The sequence below is a fragment of the Pseudomonas graminis genome (assembly GCF_900111735.1).
Taxonomy (GTDB): domain Bacteria; phylum Pseudomonadota; class Gammaproteobacteria; order Pseudomonadales; family Pseudomonadaceae; genus Aquipseudomonas; species Aquipseudomonas graminis.
Genome location: NZ_FOHW01000044.1, coordinates 17,672 through 41,987, shown reverse-complemented (window position 1 = coordinate 41,987; position 24,316 = coordinate 17,672). Strand labels below are relative to the sequence as shown.

The 24,316-nt window shown below is 61.6% G+C and carries 26 protein-coding genes; 18 read left to right on the top strand and 8 right to left on the bottom strand.

The window, feature by feature from the left end; translation table 11 throughout:
- The coding region (locus BMY98_RS23275) for a transposase (RefSeq protein ID WP_139214484.1) at window positions 1–245 on the bottom strand (245 nt) is incomplete at its 3' end.
- A 206-nt stretch (window positions 246–451) separates the two neighbouring features.
- On the opposite strand from BMY98_RS23275, the gene mpl reads away from it, so the two are divergent.
- Genes mpl through BMY98_RS23260 form a run of 3 tightly spaced genes read left to right on the top strand, consistent with a single transcriptional unit; the run spans window position 452 to window position 2,707 of the window.
- Window positions 452–1,801 carry a UDP-N-acetylmuramate:L-alanyl-gamma-D-glutamyl-meso-diaminopimelate ligase gene (gene mpl / locus BMY98_RS23270; RefSeq protein ID WP_074892729.1) on the top strand — a complete coding sequence of 450 codons (1,350 nt, stop codon included), beginning with the start codon at window positions 452–454 and terminating at the stop codon, window positions 1,799–1,801.
- Complete coding sequence (gene ubiX, locus BMY98_RS23265) at window positions 1,798–2,427, top strand: flavin prenyltransferase UbiX (RefSeq protein WP_074892728.1); 630 nt, start codon at window positions 1,798–1,800, stop codon at window positions 2,425–2,427. The genes mpl and ubiX overlap by 4 nt, the downstream gene beginning before the upstream one ends.
- Window positions 2,420–2,707, top strand: a complete 288-nt coding sequence (locus tag BMY98_RS23260; RefSeq protein ID WP_074892731.1) for a YceK/YidQ family lipoprotein — start codon at window positions 2,420–2,422, stop codon at window positions 2,705–2,707. The genes ubiX and BMY98_RS23260 overlap by 8 nt, the downstream gene beginning before the upstream one ends.
- A 252-nt stretch (window positions 2,708–2,959) precedes the next feature.
- Here the strand turns inward: BMY98_RS23260 and BMY98_RS23255 are convergent, their stop codons facing one another.
- The 3 genes from BMY98_RS23255 to BMY98_RS23245 all read right to left on the bottom strand — a co-directional run bounded on the left by BMY98_RS23255 (window position 2,960) and on the right by BMY98_RS23245 (window position 6,149).
- A complete protein-coding gene (locus BMY98_RS23255) occupies window positions 2,960–3,601 on the bottom strand; it encodes an oxidoreductase (RefSeq protein WP_074892727.1) in 642 nt (213 codons plus the stop codon).
- Window positions 3,602–3,837: 236 nt separating this feature from the next.
- Window positions 3,838–5,532 (bottom strand): C13 family peptidase, encoded by a 1,695-nt coding sequence (locus BMY98_RS23250; protein WP_074892726.1) that lies wholly within the window; start codon window positions 5,530–5,532, stop codon window positions 3,838–3,840.
- 161 nt (window positions 5,533–5,693) lie between these two features.
- Window positions 5,694–6,149: a MaoC family dehydratase gene (locus BMY98_RS23245; RefSeq protein WP_074892725.1), complete on the bottom strand. Its 456-nt coding sequence runs from the start codon at window positions 6,147–6,149 to the stop codon at window positions 5,694–5,696.
- Between the two features lie 287 nt (window positions 6,150–6,436).
- Here BMY98_RS23245 and BMY98_RS23240 point away from each other — a divergent pair, with 287 nt between their 5' ends.
- The 3 genes from BMY98_RS23240 to BMY98_RS23230 are packed head-to-tail and all read left to right on the top strand — an operon-like array spanning window position 6,437 to window position 8,128.
- A complete protein-coding gene (locus tag BMY98_RS23240) occupies window positions 6,437–6,799 on the top strand; it encodes a CidA/LrgA family protein (protein ID WP_074892724.1) in 363 nt (120 codons plus the stop codon).
- A 2-nt stretch (window positions 6,800–6,801) separates the two neighbouring features.
- Window positions 6,802–7,512: an LrgB family protein gene (locus tag BMY98_RS23235; RefSeq protein WP_175514208.1), complete on the top strand. Its 711-nt coding sequence runs from the start codon at window positions 6,802–6,804 to the stop codon at window positions 7,510–7,512.
- A gap of 10 nt (window positions 7,513–7,522) precedes the next feature.
- The gene (locus tag BMY98_RS23230) at window positions 7,523–8,128 is read left to right on the top strand and encodes an LON peptidase substrate-binding domain-containing protein (protein WP_074892722.1); all 606 of its coding nucleotides are present in this window, start codon (window positions 7,523–7,525) and stop codon (window positions 8,126–8,128) included.
- 79 nt (window positions 8,129–8,207) lie between these two features.
- On the opposite strand, the gene BMY98_RS23225 is transcribed toward BMY98_RS23230, so the two are convergent.
- Together BMY98_RS23225 and BMY98_RS23220 are read right to left on the bottom strand one after the other, a co-directional pair.
- A complete protein-coding gene (locus tag BMY98_RS23225) occupies window positions 8,208–9,524 on the bottom strand; it encodes a bifunctional DedA family/phosphatase PAP2 family protein (RefSeq protein WP_074892721.1) in 1,317 nt (438 codons plus the stop codon).
- A gap of 4 nt (window positions 9,525–9,528) precedes the next feature.
- Window positions 9,529–10,212, bottom strand: coding sequence for a DNA-3-methyladenine glycosylase (locus tag BMY98_RS23220; RefSeq protein WP_074892720.1), 684 nt, complete (start codon window positions 10,210–10,212; stop codon window positions 9,529–9,531).
- A gap of 705 nt (window positions 10,213–10,917) precedes the next feature.
- On the opposite strand from BMY98_RS23220, the gene BMY98_RS23215 reads away from it, so the two are divergent.
- From BMY98_RS23215 to lipA, 12 genes are all read left to right on the top strand, one after another.
- Entirely contained in the window at window positions 10,918–12,192 is a 1,275-nt protein-coding gene (locus tag BMY98_RS23215; protein WP_074892719.1) for a glutamate-5-semialdehyde dehydrogenase, read from the top strand.
- An 82-nt stretch (window positions 12,193–12,274) separates the two neighbouring features.
- Entirely contained in the window at window positions 12,275–12,919 is a 645-nt protein-coding gene (gene nadD / locus BMY98_RS23210; protein ID WP_139214564.1) for a nicotinate-nucleotide adenylyltransferase, read from the top strand.
- Between the two features lie 66 nt (window positions 12,920–12,985).
- A complete protein-coding gene (gene rsfS / locus BMY98_RS23205) occupies window positions 12,986–13,405 on the top strand; it encodes a ribosome silencing factor (protein WP_065988378.1) in 420 nt (139 codons plus the stop codon).
- 9 nt (window positions 13,406–13,414) lie between these two features.
- A complete protein-coding gene (rlmH, locus tag BMY98_RS23200) occupies window positions 13,415–13,882 on the top strand; it encodes a 23S rRNA (pseudouridine(1915)-N(3))-methyltransferase RlmH (RefSeq protein ID WP_074892717.1) in 468 nt (155 codons plus the stop codon).
- A gap of 31 nt (window positions 13,883–13,913) precedes the next feature.
- Window positions 13,914–15,812: a penicillin-binding protein 2 gene (mrdA, locus tag BMY98_RS23195; RefSeq protein WP_074892716.1), complete on the top strand. Its 1,899-nt coding sequence runs from the start codon at window positions 13,914–13,916 to the stop codon at window positions 15,810–15,812.
- Between the two features lie 31 nt (window positions 15,813–15,843).
- A complete protein-coding gene (gene rodA, locus BMY98_RS23190; protein WP_065988478.1) occupies window positions 15,844–16,947 on the top strand; it encodes a rod shape-determining protein RodA in 1,104 nt (367 codons plus the stop codon).
- 17 nt (window positions 16,948–16,964) lie between these two features.
- The gene (gene mltB / locus BMY98_RS23185) at window positions 16,965–17,975 is read left to right on the top strand and encodes a lytic murein transglycosylase B (protein WP_074892714.1); all 1,011 of its coding nucleotides are present in this window, start codon (window positions 16,965–16,967) and stop codon (window positions 17,973–17,975) included.
- Window positions 17,975–19,018 carry a septal ring lytic transglycosylase RlpA family protein gene (locus BMY98_RS23180; protein ID WP_074892713.1) on the top strand — a complete coding sequence of 348 codons (1,044 nt, stop codon included), beginning with the start codon at window positions 17,975–17,977 and terminating at the stop codon, window positions 19,016–19,018. The genes mltB and BMY98_RS23180 overlap by 1 nt, the downstream gene beginning before the upstream one ends.
- A 204-nt stretch (window positions 19,019–19,222) precedes the next feature.
- On the top strand, window positions 19,223–20,383 hold the full coding sequence (locus BMY98_RS23175; RefSeq protein WP_074892712.1) for a D-alanyl-D-alanine carboxypeptidase family protein: 1,161 nt from the start codon (window positions 19,223–19,225) through the stop codon (window positions 20,381–20,383).
- Window positions 20,384–20,481: 98 nt separating this feature from the next.
- A complete protein-coding gene (locus tag BMY98_RS23170; RefSeq protein WP_074892711.1) occupies window positions 20,482–20,757 on the top strand; it encodes a DUF493 domain-containing protein in 276 nt (91 codons plus the stop codon).
- Window positions 20,757–21,404, top strand: a complete 648-nt coding sequence (gene lipB / locus BMY98_RS23165; RefSeq protein WP_074892710.1) for a lipoyl(octanoyl) transferase LipB — start codon at window positions 20,757–20,759, stop codon at window positions 21,402–21,404. The genes BMY98_RS23170 and lipB overlap by 1 nt, the downstream gene beginning before the upstream one ends.
- Before the next feature lie 79 nt (window positions 21,405–21,483).
- Window positions 21,484–22,467, top strand: coding sequence for a lipoyl synthase (gene lipA / locus BMY98_RS23160; protein WP_167355787.1), 984 nt, complete (start codon window positions 21,484–21,486; stop codon window positions 22,465–22,467).
- Window positions 22,468–22,718: 251 nt separating this feature from the next.
- Here lipA and BMY98_RS23155 read toward each other — a convergent pair whose 3' ends face one another.
- Both BMY98_RS23155 and arfA read right to left on the bottom strand, forming a co-directional pair.
- Window positions 22,719–24,056 carry a lytic murein transglycosylase gene (locus BMY98_RS23155; protein WP_074892708.1) on the bottom strand — a complete coding sequence of 446 codons (1,338 nt, stop codon included), beginning with the start codon at window positions 24,054–24,056 and terminating at the stop codon, window positions 22,719–22,721.
- A gap of 86 nt (window positions 24,057–24,142) precedes the next feature.
- Window positions 24,143–24,301, bottom strand: a complete 159-nt coding sequence (arfA, locus tag BMY98_RS23150) for an alternative ribosome rescue factor ArfA (RefSeq protein WP_037017982.1) — start codon at window positions 24,299–24,301, stop codon at window positions 24,143–24,145.
- Window positions 24,302–24,316 lie beyond the last annotated feature (15 nt).

The window sequence follows — 24,316 nt, the reverse complement described above, 5'->3', positions numbered from 1 at the left end:
TCCGTCTTGAGCTGCCGGTTTTCCTGCTCCAGCTGCCGAATGCGCTGCTGCTCAGCCGTCAGCGGGTTTCCTATCCCGGCCTGGCCCAACTGTTCAGCGTCGTATTGGCGGATCCACCGTCGCACGGCCGTCTCACCGAGATTCTGGTCCTGGCAAACCTGCGGAACGGTCAGGCCCTGATCCCTGACCATCTTCACGACTTCCAGTTTGTAGCTGTCATCAAACCTGTTGCGTTTTCTGGTCATGAAAAACTCCTCGATAAATGTATTTTCCACTTATCGAGGTGTCCGGGGAAATTAGACCACTGCACCATCAATCCTGCGCTGTGACGCCTGACGCCTTCCCGGCTAAAGCCGGTCCTACCATGGCGTTCACTCGCTCTCGGTAATTCCCCCGTGCGCATCCACCGCCTTGTACGCTAACCTGCGGCCCATGTTCTAAGAGGTCGGTCATGCACATTCATATTCTGGGTATCTGCGGCACGTTCATGGGTTCGCTGGCGGTGCTCGCCAAGGATCTGGGCCATAAAGTCACGGGCTCCGATGCCAACGTCTACCCGCCGATGAGCACGCAGCTCGAAGCGCAGGGCATTGAGTTGATGCAGGGTTACGACCCTTCGCACCTTGAGCCGGCACCAGATCTGGTGGTGGTCGGCAACGCCATGTCGCGGGGTAATCCGGCGGTCGAGTATGTCCTGAACAAGGGCCTGCCCTACGTTTCCGGCCCGCAATGGCTGGCCGATCACGTTCTTCGCGGTCGCTGGGTACTGGCCGTCGCAGGCACCCACGGCAAAACCACCACCAGCAGCATGCTCGCCTGGGTGCTGGAACACGCCGGCATGGCCCCGGGCTTCCTGATCGGCGGCGTGCCTCAGAACTTCGATGTCTCGGCGCGCCTGGGCGATACGCCGTTCTTCGTCGTCGAGGCGGATGAATACGACAGCGCCTTCTTCGACAAGCGCTCCAAGTTCGTCCATTACGGCCCGCGCACCGCCATCCTCAACAACCTGGAATTCGATCACGCCGACATCTTTCCGGATCTGCCGGCCATCGAGCGTCAGTTCCACCACCTCGTGCGCACCATCCCGAGCGAAGGCCTGGTCATTCACCCGACCACCGAGCCCGCCCTTGAGCGCGTGATTCAAATGGGCTGCTGGACGCCGGTGCAAACCACGGGCGAGGGCGGCCAATGGCAGGCGAACCTGCTTAGCGAAGACGGTTCAAAATTTGAAGTGCTGTTTGAAGGTGCGGTCCAAGGCGTCGTTGACTGGGGCATGACCGGCCAGCACAACGTGGCGAATGCCTTGGCGACCCTCGCCGCCGCCCGCCACGTTGGCGTCGTGCCGCAGCAGGGCGTCGACGCGTTGAGTGCGTTCAAGAGCGTGAAGCGGCGCATGGAAAAGGTCGCGGAAGTACGCGGCATCACGATTTATGACGACTTCGCCCATCACCCGACCGCCATCGCCACCACGCTGGACGGTCTGCGCAAAAAGGTCGGCGATGCGCCGATCATTGCCATCGTCGAGCCGCGTTCCAACTCCATGAAGCTCGGCGCCCACCGCGACGGTCTGCCGGAAAGCGTGGTCCAGGCCGATCAGGTGGTCTGGTATGCGCCGGCCAATCTGGGTTGGGATCTGGCGGCAACCGCTGCGCAGTGCGCCATTCCATCGTTGGTGTGCGACAGCCTCGACGGCATCATCGACCTTGTGAAAAGTCAGGCCCAGCCCGGCACCCACGTGGTCATCATGAGCAACGGCGGTTTCGGCGGCCTGCACGGCAAACTCGCGGAGGCCCTGCAATGAGCGGCCCTGAACGCATTACCCTGGCAATGACCGGCGCGTCAGGTGCGCAATACGGTCTGCGCCTGCTGGACTGTCTGGTGCGCGAAGACCGCGAAGTGCATTTCCTCATCTCCAAGGCCGCGCAGTTGGTCATGGCCACAGAGACCGACGTCAACCTGCCGCCCAAACCGCAGATGATGCAGGCCTTCCTTAACGAATACACCGGCGCGACGGCGGGCCAGATTCGGGTGTACGGCAAGGAAGACTGGATGTCGCCGGTGGCGTCCGGTTCCGGTTCGCCGAGCGCAATGGTGGTGGTGCCGTGTTCGACCGGCACCTTGTCGGCAATCGCCACGGGCGCCTGCAACAACCTCATCGAGCGTGCGGCAGACGTGACGTTGAAGGAGCGCCGGCAGTTGATTCTGGTGCCCCGCGAGGCGCCGTTTTCCAGCATCCATCTGGAGAACATGCTCAAGCTGTCGAACATGGGCGCGGTGATTCTGCCGGCGTCGCCCGGTTTCTATCACCAGCCGCAGACGATCGACGATCTGGTGGATTTCGTCGTGGCGCGGATTCTTAATCTGCTCAACGTCCCGCAGGACATGCTGCCGCGTTGGGGCGAGCATCATTTTGGCGCCGATGAATAAGCTCGTCGTCATTGCCCTGGGCCTGTTGCTGACGACGGGCTGCTCGACCGTGCGCACCCTCGACGCCAATCAGCCGGGCGCGCCAGTCGTGTACGCCGGTACTCGGCTGGATCTGTACGCGATACAAGGCGGCTGCTGCGAGAAGGATCGCTTCGGCACCGAGGCGCCGAAATACCCGATGCTCGACCTGCCCGGCAGCGCGCTGCTCGACACGCTGCTGCTGCCGTTGTCGATTCTGACGGCGCTGGGTGTGGGGTTTCAGGCTACAGGCGGAATGTAATGCGATCCCTGTAGGAGTGAGCTTGCTCGCGATTGCGACATGACTGGCCCTGTGAGGGTGACTGTCAGAACGCATTCGCGAGCAAGCTCACTCCCACAGTGTGGCGCGGTGTCGGGGCCGAACGCATTCCATGTAGGAGTGAGCTTGCTCGCGATTGCGACATGACTGGCCCTATAAGGGTGACTGCCAGAACGCATTCGCGAGCAAGCTCACTCCTACACAGTTTTTGCTGTCAGCTTGAGCAGCGCTCAGTCACTTCCCCAACCGCCGCAAATCATCCGACTCAACCACCCGCACGCCGTCCTGCTCTTCCAGCGCCAGGCGCCATAGCGCGCGGGCGAGGTTGCAGGCTTCGATGCCGCCGTATTTGCCGGGGATCAGCTTGGCGAGAGGCGCGGCCAACTGTTCCACAAACCGTTGATCCTGCCGCTCTCCAATCAATAGCGACGGCTGGGCGATGGTCAGTTGCGGCCAGCCCTGAAGCTTCAGCGCTTCTTCCATCTCGCCTTTCACGCGGCTGTAAAAGATGCTCGATTGCGGGTCGGCGTTTACGGCGCTGATCACCAGCAAATGACGCGCCCCCAACTCGCGGGCACGTTTGCCGAACGCCACGACCAGGTCGAAGTCCACGGCCCGGAACGCTTCCTGGGAACCGGCCTGCTTGATCGTGGTGCCGAGGCAGCAGAAAGCGATATCAACGGGGCCTTCCAGCGCGGGCAGCAGGTTTTGAAGCTCGCCGACCGGGTTTTCCAGGCGTGGATGTTCAGCCAGAGGACGACGGCTGGGGGCGAGAAGGCGGGTGACAGTGGGTTCGTTAAGCAGGCGGTCGAGCAAGTGCTCGCCAGTCAATCCGGTAGCTCCGGCAAGCAAAATGTGCTGAGGCGTCAAGTACATGATCTTTCTCCCTTGATACGCCACAAGCATAGGCGCTGTACCGGAACAGACTGCGGGCGCAGCGGGAGGGTTTCACAAAAACACATGAAATCTTGGCGCATCCCGCATTTGAGGGTGCATCACTGCGTAGGAGCCGGCTTGCTGGCGAACCCGATCGAGCATTCAACCTTGCAGCGCCTGAACGAATGCGTTTGCCAGTAAGCCGGCTCCCAGAGGTTCCGCGTCAACGGCGGCACTCAGCGCCGCACCGTATTCAATGCCCGCTCCGCCTGACTCTTGCGCAGCTGCCGCCAATGGTTGACCACGCCTTTAGGCGCCCACATCTGCGGCTCGGAGGCTTCGAAGCTTTCGTCCGTCTCGCGCTGGGCGACGATGTCTTTCGCCTCATTGAACGCTTGCACCAGATCATCGGTTTCCACCAGCGCCTTGCCGAACAGCGCCTCGCCGAAGTAGGTGAAATCAGCCTCTTCAGAACAGCCAAAAGACACCCGGTCCTCACGCGAGGCCGTAATCACCATTGTCCGCTCGTCCTTGATCGCCGGGATGAAACCGCCCGAATAGCACGCGGAAATCACCACCACCTTGTCGCGATTTTTCAGCGGTGCGAGCACGCCGGCCATCTCGTTGGCGGGCAGGTCGGACAGCTCCAGACGCGGCTGATCCAGCACCAACTCGTGTTCATGGGTGCCGTGGCTGGTGAGATAAATAAAGATCAAATCTTCCGGGCCGCTGCGCTTGGCCAGCGTCTGCACGGCGCGGCTGATGGTCTCGCGCGTGGCCAGCGGTCGATCGGCCATGTGGTCGCGATGGTTGACCAGCGTGATCTGCCCGAACGCACCGAAGCGCGTCGCGAGCAGCTTGTTGACGTAATCGGCCTCGCGCAGGAAAACGCTCTGCTTGCCATCGCCACCCACGACGAGGCTGTACAGCTCGATGGCCGGCGTGGAGGCGGGCACGGCGGCGAGCGCCTTCTCGACCAGGGCGCCCTGGGCGAGCAAGCCCATTTCCAGCGGATCCGGCAGCAGTTTGCCGGCGGCGTCGCGCACGCGCTGGCCGTTGGACCAGGTGCCGCTCTGGACTTCGCCGTCCGCCGTGGTCAGCACGCCGCTGCCGTGATAGTTGTCGTTCTCGAACTGGCCGATGTACACGCTGCCGTCCGGGAGCTTCAGGCTGCCTGAGCCTGCGAAGCGCCAGTTCTTGAAGTCCCCTTGATAGCGCGTGCCGTCGGAGCCAATCAGCTCGCCCTTGCCGGTAAACGCACCATCCTTGAACTGCCCCGACCAGACATCGCCATCGGCGTTTTCGTAGCGACCGCGACCATTGAGCTGGTTGTTATGGAAGCCGCCAACGTACTGATCGCCATCGGCGCTGTTGAAATTGCCCGTACCTTCAAGCTGGCCGTCGACGAACTTGCCGCTGAACTGGTTGCCCGCCGAGTCGTTGCGCTGGCCTTCGCCGTTGGGTTTGCCGTGGGCGAACTGGCCTTGATATTGGCTGCCGTCGTCCAGTTCCAGATGCCCGGCGCCGTCATACAGATCGGCCTTGAACTCGCCGCGATAACTCATGCCGTGCTCTTTCAGCGTGCCTTCGCCGTCGCGCCGCCCCAGCTTGTAGCCGCCGACGTAACTGCCGGCGCTGGTCGTCAGCGAGCCCTGGCCATGGAAAAGCCCGTCCTGAAAGCCACCGCGGTACACGTCACCGTTGCTGGCGTGCCACTCGCCCTGACCGTTCCATTGCCCACTCTTGAATTCCCCGGCGTACCAGCTGCCATTGGGGTAATCGATACGGCCTTTGCCCTGCAGCACGCCATTGATCACGTCGCCGCGATAGCGTCCACCGTCGGGCAGGCGAGCGTCCGGGGGCAGCAGCGATTCGCCGTCGCCGCAAGCGGTAAGAAGGAAGGTCAGGGCCAAAGGAGCAAACGCGCGCATGGTAAATCCCGAAAATAAGATGTTTCGGCGTGATCTGATCGCGTACGTGTATCGAGTCGCTCACACAGCCGCAGCGAGTATGCCGCAGCGAGGAACGCTCATGAAACAGTCTGTTACGACTGTTTCATGTTTCGGGAGGGTTAACGGAGGTGCGGCGGGGGTTACACGAAGCACAGCGAAAGCGGTTCAGCAACGAACGCAGGCTTGTCCAGGCCTTCGATTTCAAGCGTTGCAGTGGCTTTGAGCAGCCATTGGCCGGGCTTCTTTTCGGTCACTTCAGCCAGAGTGACTTTTAGACGAACGCGCGAATTCACTTTCACCGGCTGAATGAATCGCACGCTGTCCAGGCCATAGTTGATCGCCATCTGCATGCCTTCGGGCACGACCATCAAAGACTCCATCAGCTTGGGCATCAGCGAAAGCGACAGAAACCCGTGGGCGATGGTCGAACCGAACGGGGTTTGCGCTGCTTTGACCGGATCGACGTGGATGAACTGAAAGTCGCCGGTGGCCTCGGCGAACAGATTGATGCGCGCCTGATCGATGGTCAGCCAGTCGGAGCATCCCAGGTCCTTGCCTTCATAGCGTTTGAGTTCTGCAACGGGTACGTGGGGCATCGCTACTCTCCTTGCCAGTTATTGTTTTCGCGCGGGATCTTCACGGGCAGGCCCCCTGACACACCGCGCTCGCAGGTTTGCTGCCGCTTCGCGTCAGATCGCGAGCAAGCTCACTCCTACAGTTTGAACCGCAGTCGACGAGGTGGCGTCGGCGCTGTTATTGCTTGGCATTGCAGATCAGCACGCCGCACTGCGTGGGTCAACGTGCCCTCAACTGGCGAATACCACCCCATAGGCAGCGCGGGTGGCGTGTCTATAATGTCGCCGCGAATCTGCTGGAGTTTTCTATGTTGCTAAGAGGCCTGACCTGGCTGGTGCTGTTCCAACTGATCGGAACCGCGCTCAATCACCTGTTTCTGTCGATCCTGCCCGGCCCGATCATCGGGCTCGTGCTGTTGATGATCTACCTGATGACCCGGGGCGAAGTCAGCGAACCCATCAGCCTGGCCGCCAGCAGTCTGCTGCGCTACCTGCCGTTGCTGCTGGTGCCGCCCGCCGTGGGTGTGATGGTGTATGCCGACCAGATCGCCGAAGACTTCTGGGCAATCGTCGGCTCGCTGTTGATTTCCCTGATGGTCTCGCTGACCTTCGCCGGCTGGCTGATGCAGAAACTCATCGACCGTCAGGCCAGTCGCCGGGAGCCATCATGAGTCTGGACTGGCACGGCGCCTGGATGTCCGTGATCCATCACCCCTTGTTTGGCATCGCCATTACCTTGGGCGCTTATCAACTGGTGCTCGCAGGCTACGAGAAAACCCGTTGGGTGTTTTTGCAACCAGTGCTCATTTCGATGCTGGTGGTGATTGGCGTCTTGGTGAGCTGCGGACTGTCCTACGTCGAGTACCGCAAAAGCACCGAAATCCTCAGCATTCTGCTCGGGCCCGCCACGGTTGCGTTGGCCGTGCCGCTATATTTGAATCTGCGGCGCATCCGGCAACTGTTCTGGCCGGTATTGACTACGCTGGTGGTGGGCGGCGTGCTGGCCACCGGGCTGTGCGTCGCGCTGGGCTGGATGCTTGGCGCTAATCACATGATCCTGATGACCATGGCGCCCAAGTCTGTAACCTCGCCGATCGCCATGCTCGTCGCCGAGCAGATTGGCGGTGTGGCGGCGCTGGCGGCGGTGTTTGTGTTGATAACCGGCGTGATCGGCGGCATATTCGGCCCCGGCTTGCTGACCCTGGCGCGGGTAAATAGCCCGGAAGCCCGAGGCATGGCCCTTGGGCTGACGGCTCACGCGGTGGGTACGTCGGCGGCCCTGCAGGAAAGTGAGGAATGCGGCGCCTTCGCGGCGCTGGCAATGAGTTTGATGGGTGTCGCCACGGCCTTGTTCCTGCCGTTGGCGGTGTCTCTGGTTGCTTGAGGATGGGTTTATGTCGTTGCCGTTGTTTCCACTGCCACTGTTTCCACTGAACGCCGTGCTGTTCCCGGGGTGCGTGCTCGATCTGCAGCTCTTCGAGGCGCGCTACCTCGACATGATTAGCCGCTGCATGAAGCAGGGCGAAGGCTTTGGCGTGGTCTGCATCACTGAAGGCAGTGAGACGGGCGACGTACCGGACGGTTTCTCGATGATTGGCTGCGAAGCGCGGGTCACCGATTTCCAGAAGCAGGACAACGGCCTGCTCGGCATTCGGGTTGTGGGTGCCCGACGCTTTCGGGTGAAGGACTACAGCACCCAGCGCGACAACCTGCTGGTCGGCGAGGTCGAGTGGCTGGACGATCCTCAGGAGCAACCGCTGCAAGAAGAAGACGACGACCTGGTCGCGTTACTCGCCGCGCTGGCCGAACACCCGATGGTCGCCGCGTTGAACATGGGCCTCACCGCCAGCGGTCAGCACTCGCTGGCCAATCAACTGGCCTACCTGTTGCCGTTCGCGGAAGAAGACAAAGTCGAGCTGCTGGAGATCGAAGACGCCGAGGAACGGCTCGACGCGATTCAGGACCTGCTCGACGAGATGCAGGGCGACATGCAGGACTGACGGAGCGGCCCACGTCGCTGTCTCAGTCCAGCGACGTGCTAACGGTTGTCCTGCAGGCCGCGCTTCAACGCCTGACACTTTAGTACTGATAGCGGATCAAACCGTGCGGGAACGAGTGCAGCCCGAACCCGCCAAACAGCGCCACCATCGCCGGCAGCACCAGCCACCACACCTTGATCGGCAGCGCCTCCAGCGGCTTTTTGTTCTGCACGAACGCCAGGCTCGCGGCACAGGTGAAAAACGCCAGCAGCATCCCGGCAGTGACATCCGTCGGCCAATGCACGCCCAGGTACACCCGTGACATGGCGATCGCCAGCGCCGGAATCCCGCCCAGCAGCAGCCAGGTCAGACGCAGCCGCACCGGCTGACCGCGCCCGGCAAGCACCGCCAGCGACATGAACAGCGCAAACGAGGCCGAGGCATGCCCGCTCGGCATGCTGTAAGTCCCGAGGGCCTCCGTCAGTACCTCAGGGCGTGCCCGTGCGAAGGTGTATTTCATGCTCTGATTGATCAGCGCCGCGCCAAGGGTGGTGCCGATCACGAAGATCGCATGGCGCCATTTTCGCGTGACGATCAGCAGAACGGCCAGCAGGGCCGCGGCGCAGAACTGCGTGCGGAAATCCCCCAGGCCCGTGATCATCACTACGAAGTTCTCGGCCGCAGCGCTTCGGCTGGCCTGCACTACGGTCATGATGCCCTGATCGAAATCGGCCAGGTACGGCCAGCCCAAAAACACACTGCCCAGCAGGATGAAACACGTCAGGGCGATAACCTTGGTCGCGTAGGGTTTCTGCCTAAGGCTGCTCTGGATGCTGATGCCCAGCAGAATCGCCAGCCCGCCGCCTACCACGGCGGCCTGGGGCCAGAAATTTTCCGGCAGGGGCAGGCGGATGGCAGCACCGGTCGCCCAGCCCGGCAGAATGTAGGCCACCGACCAGCCGGCGGCTGCGATCAGGCTGACACCGGCAAAGCGCACGAACGGCATGTCGCACATCCCGGCCACCATCGGCAGCATCGGTCGCAGCGGACCGATGAAGCGCCCGACCAACAGGCTGGCGATGCCGTAGCGCTGAAAGTAGGTCTCGGCGCCGCCGATCCACTCCGGGTGATTGCGCAGGCCGGGCAATTGACGAATCCTCTGATGGAAGCGCCGGCCGAGGAAGTACGACACCAGGTCGCCCAGGATGCCGCCCAGAAAGCCCAGCAACAGCGCTTCGCTCAACGGCAGCACGCCGCTGCCGGCCAGTGCAGCGATCGCGAACAGCACAACCGTGCCGGGTACGACAATGCCGGCGATGGCCAGGCACTCGATGAACGCGACGATAAAAATCGCCGCGCCGAGCCAGGAAGGGTTGGCGCTTAGCCAGGAAGTGATGCTGTCGAGCCACGCGCCCATGGGTTCAGTTTCCTTGCTCGATGAAAATATAGTCGCGGCCTTCGACTTGCCCGCGTCTGAGAGGGTTCCGTGTGCAGAAGCGGGCATAGCTGGCATCAACAAACCGGTACATCAGGTGCTCGTCGCGACCGGTGGGGATACCCAGGCGCGTCGTTTGAATAATTCGCGGCGGGCGCTGACCCACGTCCTCGACGAAGAGTTGCTCTTCATCGAAACGCCTGGCGTCCCACATCGGCACTTTCAGGCCCAGCGCCTTGCACAGCAACGTCTGCCCGGCACACAGCCGTTCTGGCGTGCGTACGTTTCCGCTGGCACCGGGATTGTTGAGCAGCATGCGGGCGAGGGCGTTCTCATCGGACACGCCGTCGACCCAGGGGTAAGCCGATTTGATCAACACGGCATTGCCCGGACCCTCCGCACTGAAGTTCAACGAGTCACCGCCACGGGCGTAATACATATAAATGTGCCCGCCTTCCAGAAACAAAGCCTTCCGTTTTTCCGTGTAGCCGAGGGACGCATGACTGCCTTTCTCGGCGACGTAATACGCCTCCGTCTCAATAATCCGCGCCGACAACCACAACCCGTCGACCTTGTGACGAATGACCTTGCCGAGCAACTCCCGGGCAAGCGTCTGAGCGTCGCGATGAAAAAAACTGTCCGGCAGGGCGCGAGGTGATTGGGCGGGCATAAACAAAGGCAGTCAGAGAATGGACCGCGATCATATCAACATCGGCCTTAATTGGAGCTGAATGGGTGAGGGTGGGCGCGAAGCCGGGGACAGATTAATTTACGGTGAAGCGTTGTAAATAAATCAGTCCCCTACCAACGGGGAGCAGATCAACAATCTCATTGCCCACACGTGCGCCTTCCCGGCTAAAGCCGGTCCCACTAAAGCACCGTGTTCCCATAGTGGGACCGGCTTTAGCCGGGAAGCTCTTGATCTGCCTAAACGCGCTTTTGATCTTGATCTCCGTACACAAAGCGTCCACACACCGCCAAACGCGACTTGGGTGCAGGCTGAACGCAGGTGTCGCGGAGTGGGCCGAGCGGCATGGATGCCGCGAGAGCGCCGTCAGGACATGGATGTCCGTTCGGCGCGGGCCCACGGAGCGAGACCGGAGTGAAGGAACCCCGAGGCACGAGGGGCCAAACCAGGAGCAAAGCGTTTTTGGTTACTTTTGGGGCGCTCTTGCCAAAAGTGACCCGCCGTAAGGGCGGAACCATAATTCGTGACGCGGGAGATAACGGATATACCCTCGGTTGCACTACCGCCGTTCCGCCTTGAGAACAACAAAACGGCCTTATTCCGACCATCCGCCTGTCGCCGCTGTCGTTCAGCACGCCCGACAGCTATAATCCGCCGCTTTCCCATTTGCCAAGACCCCCGAGACCAATGACTGAGTCCGTTCTTGACTACATGACCCGCCTGGGTCGCGCCGCCCGCGAAGCCTCCCGCGTGATCGGTCGTGCCAGCACCGCACAGAAGAACCGCGCCCTCGCAGCCACCGCTGCCGCGCTGGACGCTTCCCGTGCCGAACTGACCGCCGCCAACGAACAAGACCTCGCTGCCGGCCGCGCCAATGGACTCGAACCCGCTCTGCTCGAACGCCTCTCCCTGACCCCGGCCCGCATCGACAGCATGATCGCCGGCCTGCGCCAGGTCGCCAGCCTGCCAGACCCCATCGGCACCCTGCGCGACATGAACTTCCAGCCCTCCGGCATACAAGTCGGCAAAATGCGCGTGCCACTGGGCGTCGTCGGCATCATCTACGAATCGCGCCCCAACGTAACCATCGACGCCGCCAGCCTCTGCCTCAAGTCCGGTAACGCCACCATCCTGCGTGGTGGCTCCGAAGCCATACACTCCAACCGCGCCATCGCCGCCTGCATCCAGCGCGGCCTCGATGACGCAGGTTTGCCGGCCGCCGTCGTACAAGTCGTCGAAACCACCGACCGTGCCGCCGTTGGCGCGCTGATCACCATGCCGGAGTACGTGGACGTCATCGTCCCGCGTGGAGGCAAAGGTTTGATCGAGCGCGTCAGCCGCGACGCCAAAGTCCCGGTCATCAAACACCTGGACGGCATCTGCCACGTCTATGTCAGCGCCCATGCCGACCTGGTCGCGGCTCAGCACATCAGCTTCAACGCCAAGACCTACCGGTATGGCATCTGCGGCGCGATGGAAACCCTGTTGGTCGATCAAACCATCGCCGCAGACTTCCTGCCGCCAATGGCCGCCCGGTTCCGCGAAAAAGGCGTCGAACTGCGCGGCTGTGAGCGCACCCGCGACCTGATCGATGTCTTGCCCGCGACCGAAGAAGACTGGCACACCGAGTACCTTGCGCCGATCCTGTCGATCCGCATCGTCACCGGTCTGGACCAGGCTATTGAGCACATCAATTACTACGGCTCGCATCACAGCGATGCCATCATCTCCGACTCCCAAGCCCAGACTCGCCGCTTCATGGCTGAAGTCGACTCGAGCTCGGTGATGGTCAACGCGCCCACCTGTTTTGCCGATGGGTTCGAATACGGCCTGGGTGCGGAAATCGGCATTTCGACCGACAAGATTCACGCGCGTGGTCCCGTGGGGCTCGAGGGCCTGACCTGCGAGAAATACATCGTCGTCGGCGATGGCACACAATTGCGCGGGCAGGGGCCGGTCTGACTTGGCCGACGTCGGTCAGGCTTCAGTGAGCGGCGCCCAGGCAGTGGCCGATCCGATTGTTGTTCCGCTGAACACTGCACGGGTGCCCCAGCGCATCGGCATACTCGGCGGCACGTTCGACCCGGTGCACATTGGCCACTTGCGTGGCGCACTGGAGGTAGCCGAGCTGCTGAAACTTGATGAGCTGCGTTTGACGCCCAGCGCCCGACCGCCTCATCGCGACACGCCAAGTGTCTCGGCGCAGGACCGTCTGGCGATGGTCCAGTGCGCAGTCGCCAGGGTGCCGCCGCTGACGGTGGATGATCGTGAGTTGCTGCGCGACAAGCCGTCGTACACGATCGACACGTTGGAATCGATGCGCGCTGAACTGGCCGCCGATGATCAGCTATTTTTATTGCTGGGTTGGGACGCCTTTTGCGGGCTGCCTTCCTGGCATCGGTGGGAAGAGTTGCTGGAGCACTGCCATATCGTGGTGCTGCAACGCCCGGACGCCGACAGCGAGTCCCCGGATGCGATGCGAAATCTGCTCGCGGGACGTGCCGTCAGTGATCCAAAGGCCCTCAAGGGGCCCGGCGGAAAGATTACGTTCGTCTGGCAGACGCCGCTTTCGGTGTCTGCCACCCAGATCCGTCAACTGCTGGCCAGCGGTAAGTCGGTACGTTTTCTGGTGCCAGACGCGGTACTGGCCTATATCGATACGCACGGGCTTTACCGTGCGTCGAACTGAAGGTGTGTTGCTACGCAGCCAAGTGCGCGAAGAAACGCCCAAACATACGAGTTGAAAGAGTTTTTTATGACTGACAAACGCGCTGTAAATCCAATCATCGAAGTGATCAGGGCTGCCCTGGAAGACGTCAAGGCCCAGGATATCCAGGTGCTGGACGTCCGTGACAAGCAGAGCATCACGGACTACATGGTCATCGCGACCGGTACCTCCAACCGCCAGATCAACGCGATGCTCGACAAGGTCCGCGAAGAAGTCAAAAAGCAGGGCCTCAAGCCGCTGGGTGAAGAAGGCAAGGGCGACAGCGACTGGGTGCTGCTGGACCTGGACATCGCCATTGTCCACATGATGACTGCCTCCGCTCGCCAGTTTTACGACCTTGAGCGTCTGTGGGCCGGTGCCGAGCAGAGCCGTTCGGCCAGCGCTGCACACCACAGCCCGGAAAACGCTCACGAGCATTTCGACAAGCTGAACAAAGACCAGGCCTAAGGCTTCGTTGTGCGTCTGCGTCTGATCGCTGTCGGTTCCCGCATGCCCAAGTGGGTGGAAGAGGGTTGGCATGAGTACGCCAAGCGTCTGCCACCCGAACTGGCGCTGGAACTGGTGGAAATTCCGCTCAACACCCGTGGCAAGAACGCCGACGTGGCACGCCTCATCCGTCAGGAAGGCGAGGCCATGCTGGCGAAGGTGCAGCCGGGTGAGCGGATCGTCACGCTTGAAGTGCATGGCAAGCCATGGAGCACCGAGCAACTGGCGGGCGAGCTTGATCGCTGGCGTCTGGATTCGCGCACGGTCAACCTGATGGTCGGCGGCCCGGAAGGGCTGGCGCCGGAAGTCTGTGCCCGGGCCGAGCAGCGTTGGTCGTTGTCGCCGCTGACGTTGCCGCACCCGCTGGTGCGCATTCTCATCGGTGAGCAGATTTATCGTGCCTGGACCGTGCTGTCCGGTCACCCTTATCACAAGTAGCGCTGCTGCCTTCACTGTGAACCTGCCCTAAATGTCTCAGCCGATTCGCCTGAAAGACCACGAAAAGGACGCACGCCTGGTGCGCAGCCGAGTCGTGGTCGGTGCAGTCGCGGTTGTCGTGCTGATCTGCGTGCTGATCGCGCGGCTATATTTCCTGCAGGTCATCCAGTACGAGTACCACTCGACGCTGTCCGAGAACAATCGCGTTCACGTGCAGCCGATCCCGCCGAGTCGCGGGCTGATCTACGACCGTAACGGCGTGGTAATTGCCGACAACCGGCCCAGCTTCAGCCTGAGCATGACCCGTGAACGTTCCGGTGACTGGACGCAAGTGCTGGACACCATCGTTCAGGTGCTTGAACTGACGCCGGATGACCGGATCATCTTCGAAAAACGCATGAAACAGGGGCGGCGGCCGTTCGAGCCGGTGCCCATTCTGTTTGAGCTGACCGAAGAGCAAATTGCCCGCATCGCCGTCAATCAGTTCCGTTTGCCGGGCGTTGAAGTGGTCGCGCAACTGGTTCGCCACTATCCGCAGGGCGAGCATTTCGCTCATTCGGTGGGTTACATGGGCCGGATCAACGAGAAAGAGCTGAAAAGCCTCGATCCGGTGAATTACAGCGGCACCCATCACATGGGCAAAACCGGCATCGAGCGCTTCTATGAGCCCGAGCTGCACGGTCAGGTCGGTTACGAAGAAGTCGAAACCAATGCCCGGGGCCGCGTCTTGCGCGTGCTGAAAAGAACCGATCCTGTGCCCGGCAAGGACATCGTCCTGAGCCTCGACATCCAGTTGCAGGAAGCCGCCGAAGCCGCGCTGGCAGGGCGTCGCGGTGCGGTGGTGGCGCTGGACCCAAGCACGGGAGAAGTGCTGGCGATGGTTAGCCAGCCGAGCTTCGACCCCAACCTGTTCGTCACCGGCATCAGCTTCAAGGCGTACTCCGAATTGCGCGATTCGGTCGACCGCCCGCTGTTCAACCGCATTCTGCGGGGCCTGTACCCACCGGGTTCGACCATCAAGCCAGCGGTGGCGATTGCCGGTCTCGATACCGGCGTGATCACGGCCAGCACGCGGGTATTCGACCCCGGCTACTACATGCTGCCGAACTACGACCACAAATACCGCAACTGGAACCGCACCGGCGACGGCTGGGTGGATCTGGACACGGCGATCATGCGCTCCAACGACACCTACTTTTACGATCTGGCCCACAAGGTCGGGATCGATCGGCTGTCGGCGTACCTGAACAAGTTCGGCATCGGCCAGAAAGTCTCGCTGGACATGTTTGAAGAATCCCCCGGCCTGATGCCGTCCCGTGACTGGAAGCGCGTCACCCGGCGGCAGGCGTGGTTCCCGGGCGAAACACTCATTCTCGGGATCGGCCAGGGCTACATGCAGGCCACTCCGCTGCAGTTGGCCCAGGCTACCGCGCTGGTGGCGAACAAAGGCAAATGGAACCGTCCGCACCTGGCCAGGACCGTCGAAGGGCAGAAGCCGGTGGACAACAACCCGATGCCGGACATCGTCCTTCGTGACCCGTCGGACTGGGCCAAGGTCAACCACGGCATGCAGCAAGTGATGCACGGCGCTCGCGGCACCGCGCGCAAAGCCGCGATCGGTGCGCAGTACCGCATCGCCGGCAAGAGTGGCACGGCCCAGGTCGTGGCCATTCGGCAGGGCGAGAAATACGACCGCTCGAAAGTCCAGGAGCGTCACCGCGACCACGCCTTGTTCGTCGGCTTCGCGCCGGCCGACAGCCCGAAGATCGTCGTCGCGGTGATGATCGAAAACGGTGAGTCGGGGTCGGGCGTTGCCGCGCCGGTGGTGCGGCAGGTGATGGACGCCTGGTTGCTTGATCCCCAGGGCCATCTGAAACCCGAATACGCCAGCAATGCACAGCCTCCGGAGAACGCGGCCCGTGAAGAGTAATTTCGACCGCATCCTGTCCAGCGAAGATGTGATGCGCCGTCGCGCCACGTTTCTGCAGAAGATCCACGTCGATGGCCCGCTGCTGATCCTGCTGCTGACGTTGGCGGCGGGCAGCCTGTTCGTGCTGTATTCGGCCAGCGGCAAGAGCTGGGACCTGCTGATCAAGCAAGCGACCTCCTTCGGCATCGGCCTGGTGTCGATGTTCGTCATCGCGCAACTCGAGCCCCGATTCATGGCCCGCTGGGTGCCCGCCGCCTACGTGATCGGCGTTCTGCTGCTGGTGGCGGTGGACGTCATGGGCCACAACGCCATGGGTGCGACGCGCTGGATCAACATTCCCGGGGTCATCCGTTTTCAGCCCTCTGAGTTCATGAAGATCATCATGCCGGCGACCATCGCCTGGTACCTGTCCAAGCGCACGCTGCCGCCGCACCTCAAGCACGTTGCGGTGAGTCTCGGCCTGATCGGCCTGCCGTTCATTCTGATCGTGCGTCAGCCCGACCTCGGCACCTCGCTGCTGATTCTGGCCTCCGGCACCTTCGTGCTGTTCATGGCCGGCCTGCGCTGGCGCTGGATCATCAGCGTGGTGGCGGCAGCGGTCCCGGTGGCGGTCGGCATGTGGTTCTTCTTCATGCACGACTACCAGAAGCAGCGGATCCTGACGTTCCTCGACCCGGAGAGCGATCCCCTCGGCACCGGCTGGAACATCATTCAGTCCAAGGCGGCGATCGGTTCGGGCGGCGTGTTCGGCAAAGGCTGGCTGATGGGCACCCAGTCGCACCTGGACTTCCTCCCTGAAAGCCACACCGACTTCATCATTGCGGTACTGGGCGAAGAATTCGGTCTGGTGGGGATTTGCGCCCTGCTGCTGATCTACCTGTTGCTGATCGGCCGCGGGCTGGTGATCACCGCTCAGGCGCAGACCCTCTACGGCAAGCTGCTCGCGGGCAGCCTGACCATGACCTTTTTTGTTTACGTTTTCGTCAATATCGGTATGGTCAGCGGTCTGCTGCCGGTTGTAGGCGTGCCGTTGCCCTTCATTAGCTACGGCGGAACTTCGCTGGTGACGCTGCTGTCAGCGTTTGGTGTTTTGATGTCGGTCCATACACATCGCAAGTGGATCGCTCAGGTTTGATTAAGGTGAAGAACTCAATGCAAGTAGTGCGTGGCTGGGCTGCTCGATATGCGCCGCTGGTCGGTCTGATGGGCATCTTCGGCTCAGTGCAGGAATCACTTGCCGGTGACTATGACGGCTCTCCTCAAGTCGCCCAGTTCGTCAGCGAAATGACCCGCGATTATGGTTTTGCGGGCGAGCAACTGATCGATGTTTTCCGCGATGTGCAGCGCAAGCAGGCGATCCTCGATGCCATTTCCAGGCCCGCCGAACGCGTCAAGCCGTGGAAAGACTATCGCCCGATGTTCCTCACCGACGCGCGCGTTGCCCGGGGCGTCGACTTCTGGCGTCAGCACGAGGCCTCCCTGGCGCGCGCCGAGAAAGAGTATGGCGTGCCGGCTCAGGTGATCGTTTCGATTATCGGCGTCGAGACGTTTTTCGGTCGCAACACCGGCAATTACCGGGTGATGGACGCATTGTCGACGCTGGCGTTCGACTATCCCCAGCGCGCCGACTTCTTCCGCAAGGAGCTGCGCGAGTTCTTGCTGCTATCCCGCGAACAGCAGGTCGATCCGCTGACGCTCAAGGGCTCGTACGCCGGAGCAATGGGTTTGCCTCAGTTCATGCCGAGCAGTTTTCGCGCTTATGCAGTGGATTTCGACGGCGATGGCCACATCAATATCTGGAACGACCCGGACGACGCGATTGGCAGTGTTGCCAGCTACTTCAAGCGCCACGGCTGGGTGGCCGGTGAGCCGGTTGTCAGTCGCGCGGACGTGCGCGGTGACCGCGTCGACGAAGGCTTGAGCCCCGGCATTGATCCGGTGAAGAACGTTGGGGAGTTGCGAGCGTTGGGCTGGGCGAGTCATGATGCGCTGCGCGACGACATGCCTGTCACCGCGTTTCGCCTCGATGGCGACAAAGGCCCTGAGTACTGGATGGGTCTGAAGAATTTTTACGCAATCACGCGATACAACCGCAGCGTGATGTACGCCATGGCCGTGCATCAGCTGTCCGAAATGCTTGTTCAAGCCCGGGACATCAAGTAATGCGGTCAATGCCGATGCAACAACCATTGAAACTGATGGCCTTCACGGCGCTGACTTTGCTGATCGTCAGCTGCTCAACCAGCCGCCCGACGACAACGACGCAGCGCCAGCAGGGCAACGTCATCCGTTCGCAGCCGGGGCTGGACATCAACAGGGCGCACAAAGACGGCGCGCCCTGGTGGGACGTTGACGTTTCGCGCATCCCCGACGCCATTCCGACCCTGCATACCGGCCCGTACAAGGCCAACCCGTATACGGTGCTGGGCAAGACGTATTTCCCGCTCAGCGATTCCAGGACCTATTCCCAGACGGGAACGGCGTCGTGGTACGGCACCAAATTCCACGGCCAGAACACCGCCAACGGCGAAGTCTATGACCTGTATGGCATGAGCGCGGCGCACAAGACCCTGCCGCTGCCCAGCTATGTTCGCGTGACCAACCTGGACAACAACCGCACGGTGATCCTGCGGGTCAACGATCGCGGTCCGTTCTATTCCGACCGCATCATTGACCTGTCCTACGCTGCGGCGAAGAAGCTTGGCTATGCCGAAAACGGCACGGCGCGGGTAAAAGTCGAAGGCATCGACCCTTCGCAGTACTGGGCGCAGCGCGGCAAACCGGCACCACTGATGCTGGATCAGCCGCAGGTGGCGAGCAGCAATCCACCGCCTCAGCAGCCAGCGGCGCCGGTGATTACCGCGTCAGCCGGCACGATTGAGCAATGGACGCCGCCGCCGCAGCAACATGCCGCTCCGGTCACGCCCGTGCCAATCGACGCAAAAAAAAACGCTTCCGGACAAGCGTCTGGGCTGTTTCTCCAAGTGGGAGCCTTCGCCAACCCGGACGCTGCGGAACTCCTGAGGTCGAAATTGAGCGGGATGGTCCGCGCGCCGGTGTTCGTGAGTTCGATCGCACGCAATCAACAGACGCTCTATCGCGTGCGGATGGGACCGGTCGACACGCCGGGTGAAGCCCAGCAACTGCAGAACAGCGTAAGGTCGGCCAATCTCGGCTCGCCAAGCGTCGTCACGTCGGACCAGTAACGCTTCCATAGGCTTTATCAGCGATACCCGCCCCGGTAACGGAGGCGGTTTTCGCGGCCTGACCGACGACCTGCCAGCCGGGTTTGTCGTTGTCAGCAGCTTTTCACGGCACGTTCTGTAGAATGTGAGCCCGTTTGCCGGGGTAGCCCGGCACCCGCTTTGCCCGCAAGGGCATGTTTGCCCATTAGCATTTTCGAGAGACGGATGAACATCACCAGCTTTGCAAAACGCCTTTGCCTGCTAATCCCGCTATTTACCACGCCTGCCGTGTTTGCGGTCGAACAGATGACGCCATCGCCACCGCAACTGGCTGCCAAGGCTTATGTGCTGATGGACGCCAACAGCGGAAACGTTCTGGTCGAAAACAATGGCGACCAGCGCCTGCCGCCGGCCAGTCTGACCAAGCTGATGACCGCCTACATCGCCACGCTGGAAATCCGTCGTGGCCAGATCGGCGAAAACGACCCTGTGACCGTCAGCGAAAACGCCTGGCGCACCGGCGGTTCGCGGATGTTCATCAAGGTGGGCAGCCAGGTCACCGTCAGCGACCTGCTGCACGGCATCATCATTCAGTCGGGTAACGACGCCAGCGTTGCGCTTTCCGAGCACATCGCCGGCAGCGAAGACGCCTTCGCCGACCTGATGAACAAGACCGCTGCCGATCTGGGCATGGTCAACAGCCACTTCATGAACCCGACCGGCCTGCCGAACCCTGATCACTACGCCACGGCCCATGACATGGCCCTGCTGGCGCGCGCGATCATCCATGAAGACCCGGCGCACTACGCGATCTACTCGCAGAAAGAGTTCTTCTGGAACGGCATCAAACAGCCAAACCGCAACCTGCTGCTGTGGCGTGACAAGACCGTCGACGGTCTGAAAACCGGTCACACCGAAGAAGCCGGCTACTGCATGGTGTCCTCGGCCGTTCGTGATGGCATGCGTCTGATTGCTGTGGTCTTCGGTACCAACAGCGAGCAAGCTCGTGCTGCCGAAACCCAGAAGCTGCTGACCTACGGTTTCCGCTTCTTCGAAACCCAGACCTTCTATCAGAAGGGCACCGAGCTGGCTCAGGCCCCAGTCTGGAAAGGCACAGAGCGTCAAGTCAAAGCCGGTCTGGCTGAAGACCTGACCATGACCATGCCAAAAGGCGAGCTGAAGAAGCTGGCGGCCAGCATGACCATGAATCCACAGCTGGTTGCGCCGATCGCCAAAGGCGACGTCATCGGCAAGGTTGAAGTCAAACTGGACGACAAGGTCGTGCACAGCGCCAACCTGATCGCTCTGGACGCCGTCGACGAGGGTGGTATCTTCCGCCGCCTGTGGGATAGCATCCGCTTGTTCTTCTACGGTCTGTTCAACTGATCAACGATTGATCAAAAGCTGACCGTTGCTCCGTACGCCCCCGTCGCTGACCGCGCCGGGGGCCTGTCCGTTTTCCGGCTTACGAGGCCGTTACTGCCATGACAGATACCGAAGTAAAAGCACCAAAAATCGAATTTCCCTGCGCCGACTATCCCATCAAGATCATCGGCGACACGGGTGTGGGCTTCAAAGACAGAGTCATCGAGATTCTCGAGAAGCACGCCACCGTCGACATGAAGACTCTGGCCGAGCGCCAGAGCAGCAACGGCAAATACACCACCGTTCAGCTGCACATCATCGCCACCGGTCAAGACCAGCTTTACGACATCAACAGCGAATTGCGGGCCACCGGCTTCGTGCATATGGTGCTGTGATGGGTCCGGTTCTGGGCTTTCGTGAACTCGGTCTGACCGACTACGAGCCCACCTGGCAGGCCATGAAACGCTTCACCGACGGTCGCGACCGCGACACCGCCGATGAGGTCTGGCTTGTGCAGCATCCGCCCGTGTTCACCCAGGGTCAGTCCGGCAAGCCCGAGCATTTGTTGCTGCCGGGGGATATCCCGGTGGTACAGGTCGATCGCGGCGGCCAAGTGACTTATCATGGCCCCGGCCAACTGGTCGCTTATTTGCTGCTGGACGTGCGCCGTCTGGGCTTTGGCGTCCGCGAGCTGGTCACCCGGATCGAGCACAGCCTGATCGATCTGCTGACCGGTTACGGTGTAAGCGCCGCAGCCAAGGCTGACGCACCGGGGGTTTACGTCGATGGCGCCAAGATCGCCTCACTGGGGCTGCGCATCCGCAACGGCTGTTCGTTTCACGGCCTTGCGTTGAACGTCGATATGGATCTGGACCCTTTTAAACGGATTAATCCCTGCGGGTATGCGGGGCTGGCGATGACCCAGCTGCGCGAACAGGCAGGTCCGATTGAATTTGCCGAGGTTAGTGCCCGGCTGCGTGCGCAGCTCGTCAACCACCTCGACTACGCTGAGCAGACGACCCTAACGGGCGGAATGGATTGATATGACTACTGCGTATGAGGCAGCTGACACTGTCTTGAATACAGAGAATGCCGTACAGACCCTGATCCCGACAGTAAGCGTGGCCACGCCTGAGCGTGTGGCTCGTCCGAAAGTGGAAGCCGGCGTGAAGCTGCGCGGCGCGGAAAAAGTCGCGCGCATCCCGGTGAAGATCATTCCGACGGTCGATCTGCCGAAGAAGCCAGACTGGATTCGCGTGCGCATACCGGTTTCGCCGGAAGTCGACCGCATCAAAGCACTGCTGCGCAAGCACAAGCTGCACAGCGTGTGCGAAGAGGCGTCTTGCCCGAACCTGGGTGAGTGCTTCTCCGGTGGCACAGCGACCTTCATGATCATGGGCGACATCTGCACCCGTCGCTGCCCGTTCTGCGACGTCGGCCATGGCCGTCCGAAAGCGCTGGACACCGATGAGCCGAAGAACCTCGCCGTTGCCATCGCTGACCTGAAACTCAAGTACGTCGTGATCACCTCCGTTGACCGCGACGACCTGCGCGACGGCGGTGCTCAGCACTTTGCCGACTGCATCCGCGAGATCCGCCTGCTGTCGCCAAACGTGCAGCTGGAGACCCTGGTGCCGGATTACCGTGGCCGCATGGACATCGCGCTGGAAATCACCGCCGCAACGCCGCCAGACGTCTTCAACCACAACCTGGAAACCGTGCCGCGCCTGTACAAGGCTGCGCGCCCGGGTTCGGATTACCAGTGGTCGCTGACCTTGCTCAAGCGTTTCAAGGAAATGGTCCCCCACGTGCCGACCAAATCCGGGCTGATGTTGGGCCTGGGCGAGACGGATGAAGAAGTCATCGAAGTCATGCAGCGCATGCGCGAGCACAACATCGACATGCTGACCCTGGGTCAGTACCTGCAACCGTCCCGTAACCACCTGCCGGTTCAGCGCTTCGTGCACCCGGACGTCTTCGACTGGTTCGCCGAAGAAGGCTACAAGATGGGCTTCAAGAACGTCGCCTCAGGCCCGCTGGTTCGCTCGTCGTATCACGCAGACGAACAAGCCAAGCTGGTCAAGTCGCTGCTCACGGCGGGTTGATCACAACGCTGTAGATGCGCAAAGCAAAACGGGCCGGATAGAAATATCCGGCCCGTTTTTTTGCGTGACGTTCACGGCGGTGTGGCCAACATGCATCGCCATAACCGCAAACGCATTCCGACGAGCCGGCTTGCTGGCGAACCCGGTTGCCCCGACGAACTTATGTCGTCTGACCTACCGCGTTCGCCACCGTCGTAACCTCCGGCAGCTCATACAGGTGGTGCGCTCGCCTGCGGATGCTGGCTGAACAGTTACGGCTTGCGCAGTTGCTCCAGCAATTCCTGGGTCGGATACCCGTCCGCCGGCCAGCCAAAGGATTGCTGTGCGCTGCGAATCGCCTTACGCGTGTTGGCGCCGATGATCCCGTCAGGGGCGCCTGCGTCGTACTGTCGGGCCGAAAGCAGCGTCTGCAACTCGATACGCTCGGTGCGGCTCAGCGGACGATCGCCACGTGGCCAGCTGCCCTGCACATAACCGCCGCCATTGAATCGCTCGGACAGCAAGCCGATCGCCATCGCATAGGACGACGAGTTGTTGTACTTCAGAATGGCGCGGAAGTTATCCATCACCAGAAAGGCCGGGCCTTTGTAGCCAGCGGGCAGCAGCAACGCCGCCTGCTGTTGCTGCAAATTGGCTGGCAGCGCAGAACCGTTCGGCAGCTTCAGCCCCAGCTGTTGCCATTCAACGATGGATTTGCGGGCTGAGGCGTCCGCCAGCGCGTAATCGAAACCCTGAGCCAGTTGCACTTCGAAGCCCCACGGCTGGCCTTTCTGCCAGCCGGAGCTTTGCAGGTAATGGGCGGTGGAGGCGAGGGCATCGGTGGGGGAGTTCCAGATATCACGGCGACCGTCGCCGTCAAAATCCACCGCATGGGTGTTGTAGGTTGTCGGTATGAACTGAGTCTGACCCATTGCGCCGGCCCACGAGCCCAACATGCTCGGCGCATCGATATCGCCGTGCTGAATGATCTGCAGGGCGGCGATCAACTGATCCTGGGCGAACTGTGGTCGGCGTCCCTCGTAGGCCAGCGTCGCCAGCGAGCGAATCACTGACTGAGTCCCCTGGAACTGGCCGAAGCTGCTTTCCATCCCCCATACGGCGACCAGTGCCTGGCGATCGACGCCATAACGCTGCTCGATGGCGCTCAGCGCATCGGCGTACTGGTTGAGCAGAGCCTGCCCCTTGCGCACGCGTACCGCCGACATGGCGCCGTCCAGGTATTCCCAAACCGGGCGGCTGAATTCCGGCTGGCTGCGATCGGCCTTGACCACGCTCATGTCCGGCGTGACGCCGGCAAACGCGTTATCGAACACCTCGGGGCGCACACCCGCGTTCAGCGCCAGAGCCCGGAACTGGCTCTGCCATTCGCTGAAACTCATCGCAGGCTGGATTTCAAAGTTGCCGTCGTCAGGCTGCGCAACAGCGCCTGAAGGCGTGGGCAAACTCTTGACGACTTGCGCCGCGGGTGTGGCCTGGAGCGGAGTGGCAACGGCAGCGGTAGGCTGCTCGGCACAGGCAACCAGCGCAAAGAGGCTGGAGGCGGCGATCAACTGGCGAAGGTGCCAGTGACGGGGAAAGCTTGGGGGCATTCTGGGGTCCACAGGGCTAAACCGGAAGGTGCAGACCTTAACATGCCGGCCCTGTTGGTGGGGCGTCAGTCAGTAACCTGAAGTTTTCAAGCCGCCATAACGGAAGAAGCCTCCCAGCTTTTAGACTGGAAGGCTTCGCGGCGGTAGCTGCCTTTGCCCTTGCCGGGTTGTTCCTGACGGCTGCGGAACAGTGGCTGGGCGATGATGGATTTGGCCTTGTTCGGCCGCTTTTTGGCTTTGCTCATGGCGTTCTCGCTCAA

Bases quoted from the DNA above. Each gene is read 5' to 3' on its own strand.
- BMY98_RS23255 (WP_074892727.1), bottom strand. From the start codon at position 3,601: ATGTACTTGACGCCTCAGCACATTTTGCTTGCCGGAGCTACCGGATTG.
- lipB (WP_074892710.1), top strand. From the start codon at position 20,757: ATGGGTCCGGTTCTGGGCTTTCGTGAACTCGGTCTGACCGACTACGAG.
- mpl (WP_074892729.1), top strand. From the start codon at position 452: ATGCACATTCATATTCTGGGTATCTGCGGCACGTTCATGGGTTCGCTG.
- BMY98_RS23180 (WP_074892713.1), top strand. From the start codon at position 17,975: ATGCGGTCAATGCCGATGCAACAACCATTGAAACTGATGGCCTTCACG.
- BMY98_RS23230 (WP_074892722.1), top strand. From the start codon at position 7,523: ATGTCGTTGCCGTTGTTTCCACTGCCACTGTTTCCACTGAACGCCGTG.
- ubiX (WP_074892728.1), top strand. From the start codon at position 1,798: ATGAGCGGCCCTGAACGCATTACCCTGGCAATGACCGGCGCGTCAGGT.
- BMY98_RS23240 (WP_074892724.1), top strand. From the start codon at position 6,437: ATGTTGCTAAGAGGCCTGACCTGGCTGGTGCTGTTCCAACTGATCGGA.
- BMY98_RS23245 (WP_074892725.1), bottom strand. From the start codon at position 6,149: ATGCCCCACGTACCCGTTGCAGAACTCAAACGCTATGAAGGCAAGGAC.
- BMY98_RS23170 (WP_074892711.1), top strand. From the start codon at position 20,482: ATGACAGATACCGAAGTAAAAGCACCAAAAATCGAATTTCCCTGCGCC.
- mrdA (WP_074892716.1), top strand. From the start codon at position 13,914: ATGTCTCAGCCGATTCGCCTGAAAGACCACGAAAAGGACGCACGCCTG.
- rodA (WP_065988478.1), top strand. From the start codon at position 15,844: ATGCGCCGTCGCGCCACGTTTCTGCAGAAGATCCACGTCGATGGCCCG.
- BMY98_RS23155 (WP_074892708.1), bottom strand. From the start codon at position 24,056: ATGCCCCCAAGCTTTCCCCGTCACTGGCACCTTCGCCAGTTGATCGCC.
- BMY98_RS23225 (WP_074892721.1), bottom strand. From the start codon at position 9,524: ATGGGCGCGTGGCTCGACAGCATCACTTCCTGGCTAAGCGCCAACCCT.
- arfA (WP_037017982.1), bottom strand. From the start codon at position 24,301: ATGAGCAAAGCCAAAAAGCGGCCGAACAAGGCCAAATCCATCATCGCC.
- BMY98_RS23215 (WP_074892719.1), top strand. From the start codon at position 10,918: ATGACTGAGTCCGTTCTTGACTACATGACCCGCCTGGGTCGCGCCGCC.
- BMY98_RS23220 (WP_074892720.1), bottom strand. From the start codon at position 10,212: ATGCCCGCCCAATCACCTCGCGCCCTGCCGGACAGTTTTTTTCATCGC.
- mltB (WP_074892714.1), top strand. From the start codon at position 16,965: ATGCAAGTAGTGCGTGGCTGGGCTGCTCGATATGCGCCGCTGGTCGGT.
- BMY98_RS23175 (WP_074892712.1), top strand. From the start codon at position 19,223: ATGAACATCACCAGCTTTGCAAAACGCCTTTGCCTGCTAATCCCGCTA.
- BMY98_RS23250 (WP_074892726.1), bottom strand. From the start codon at position 5,532: ATGCGCGCGTTTGCTCCTTTGGCCCTGACCTTCCTTCTTACCGCTTGC.
- rsfS (WP_065988378.1), top strand. From the start codon at position 12,986: ATGACTGACAAACGCGCTGTAAATCCAATCATCGAAGTGATCAGGGCT.
- BMY98_RS23260 (WP_074892731.1), top strand. From the start codon at position 2,420: ATGAATAAGCTCGTCGTCATTGCCCTGGGCCTGTTGCTGACGACGGGC.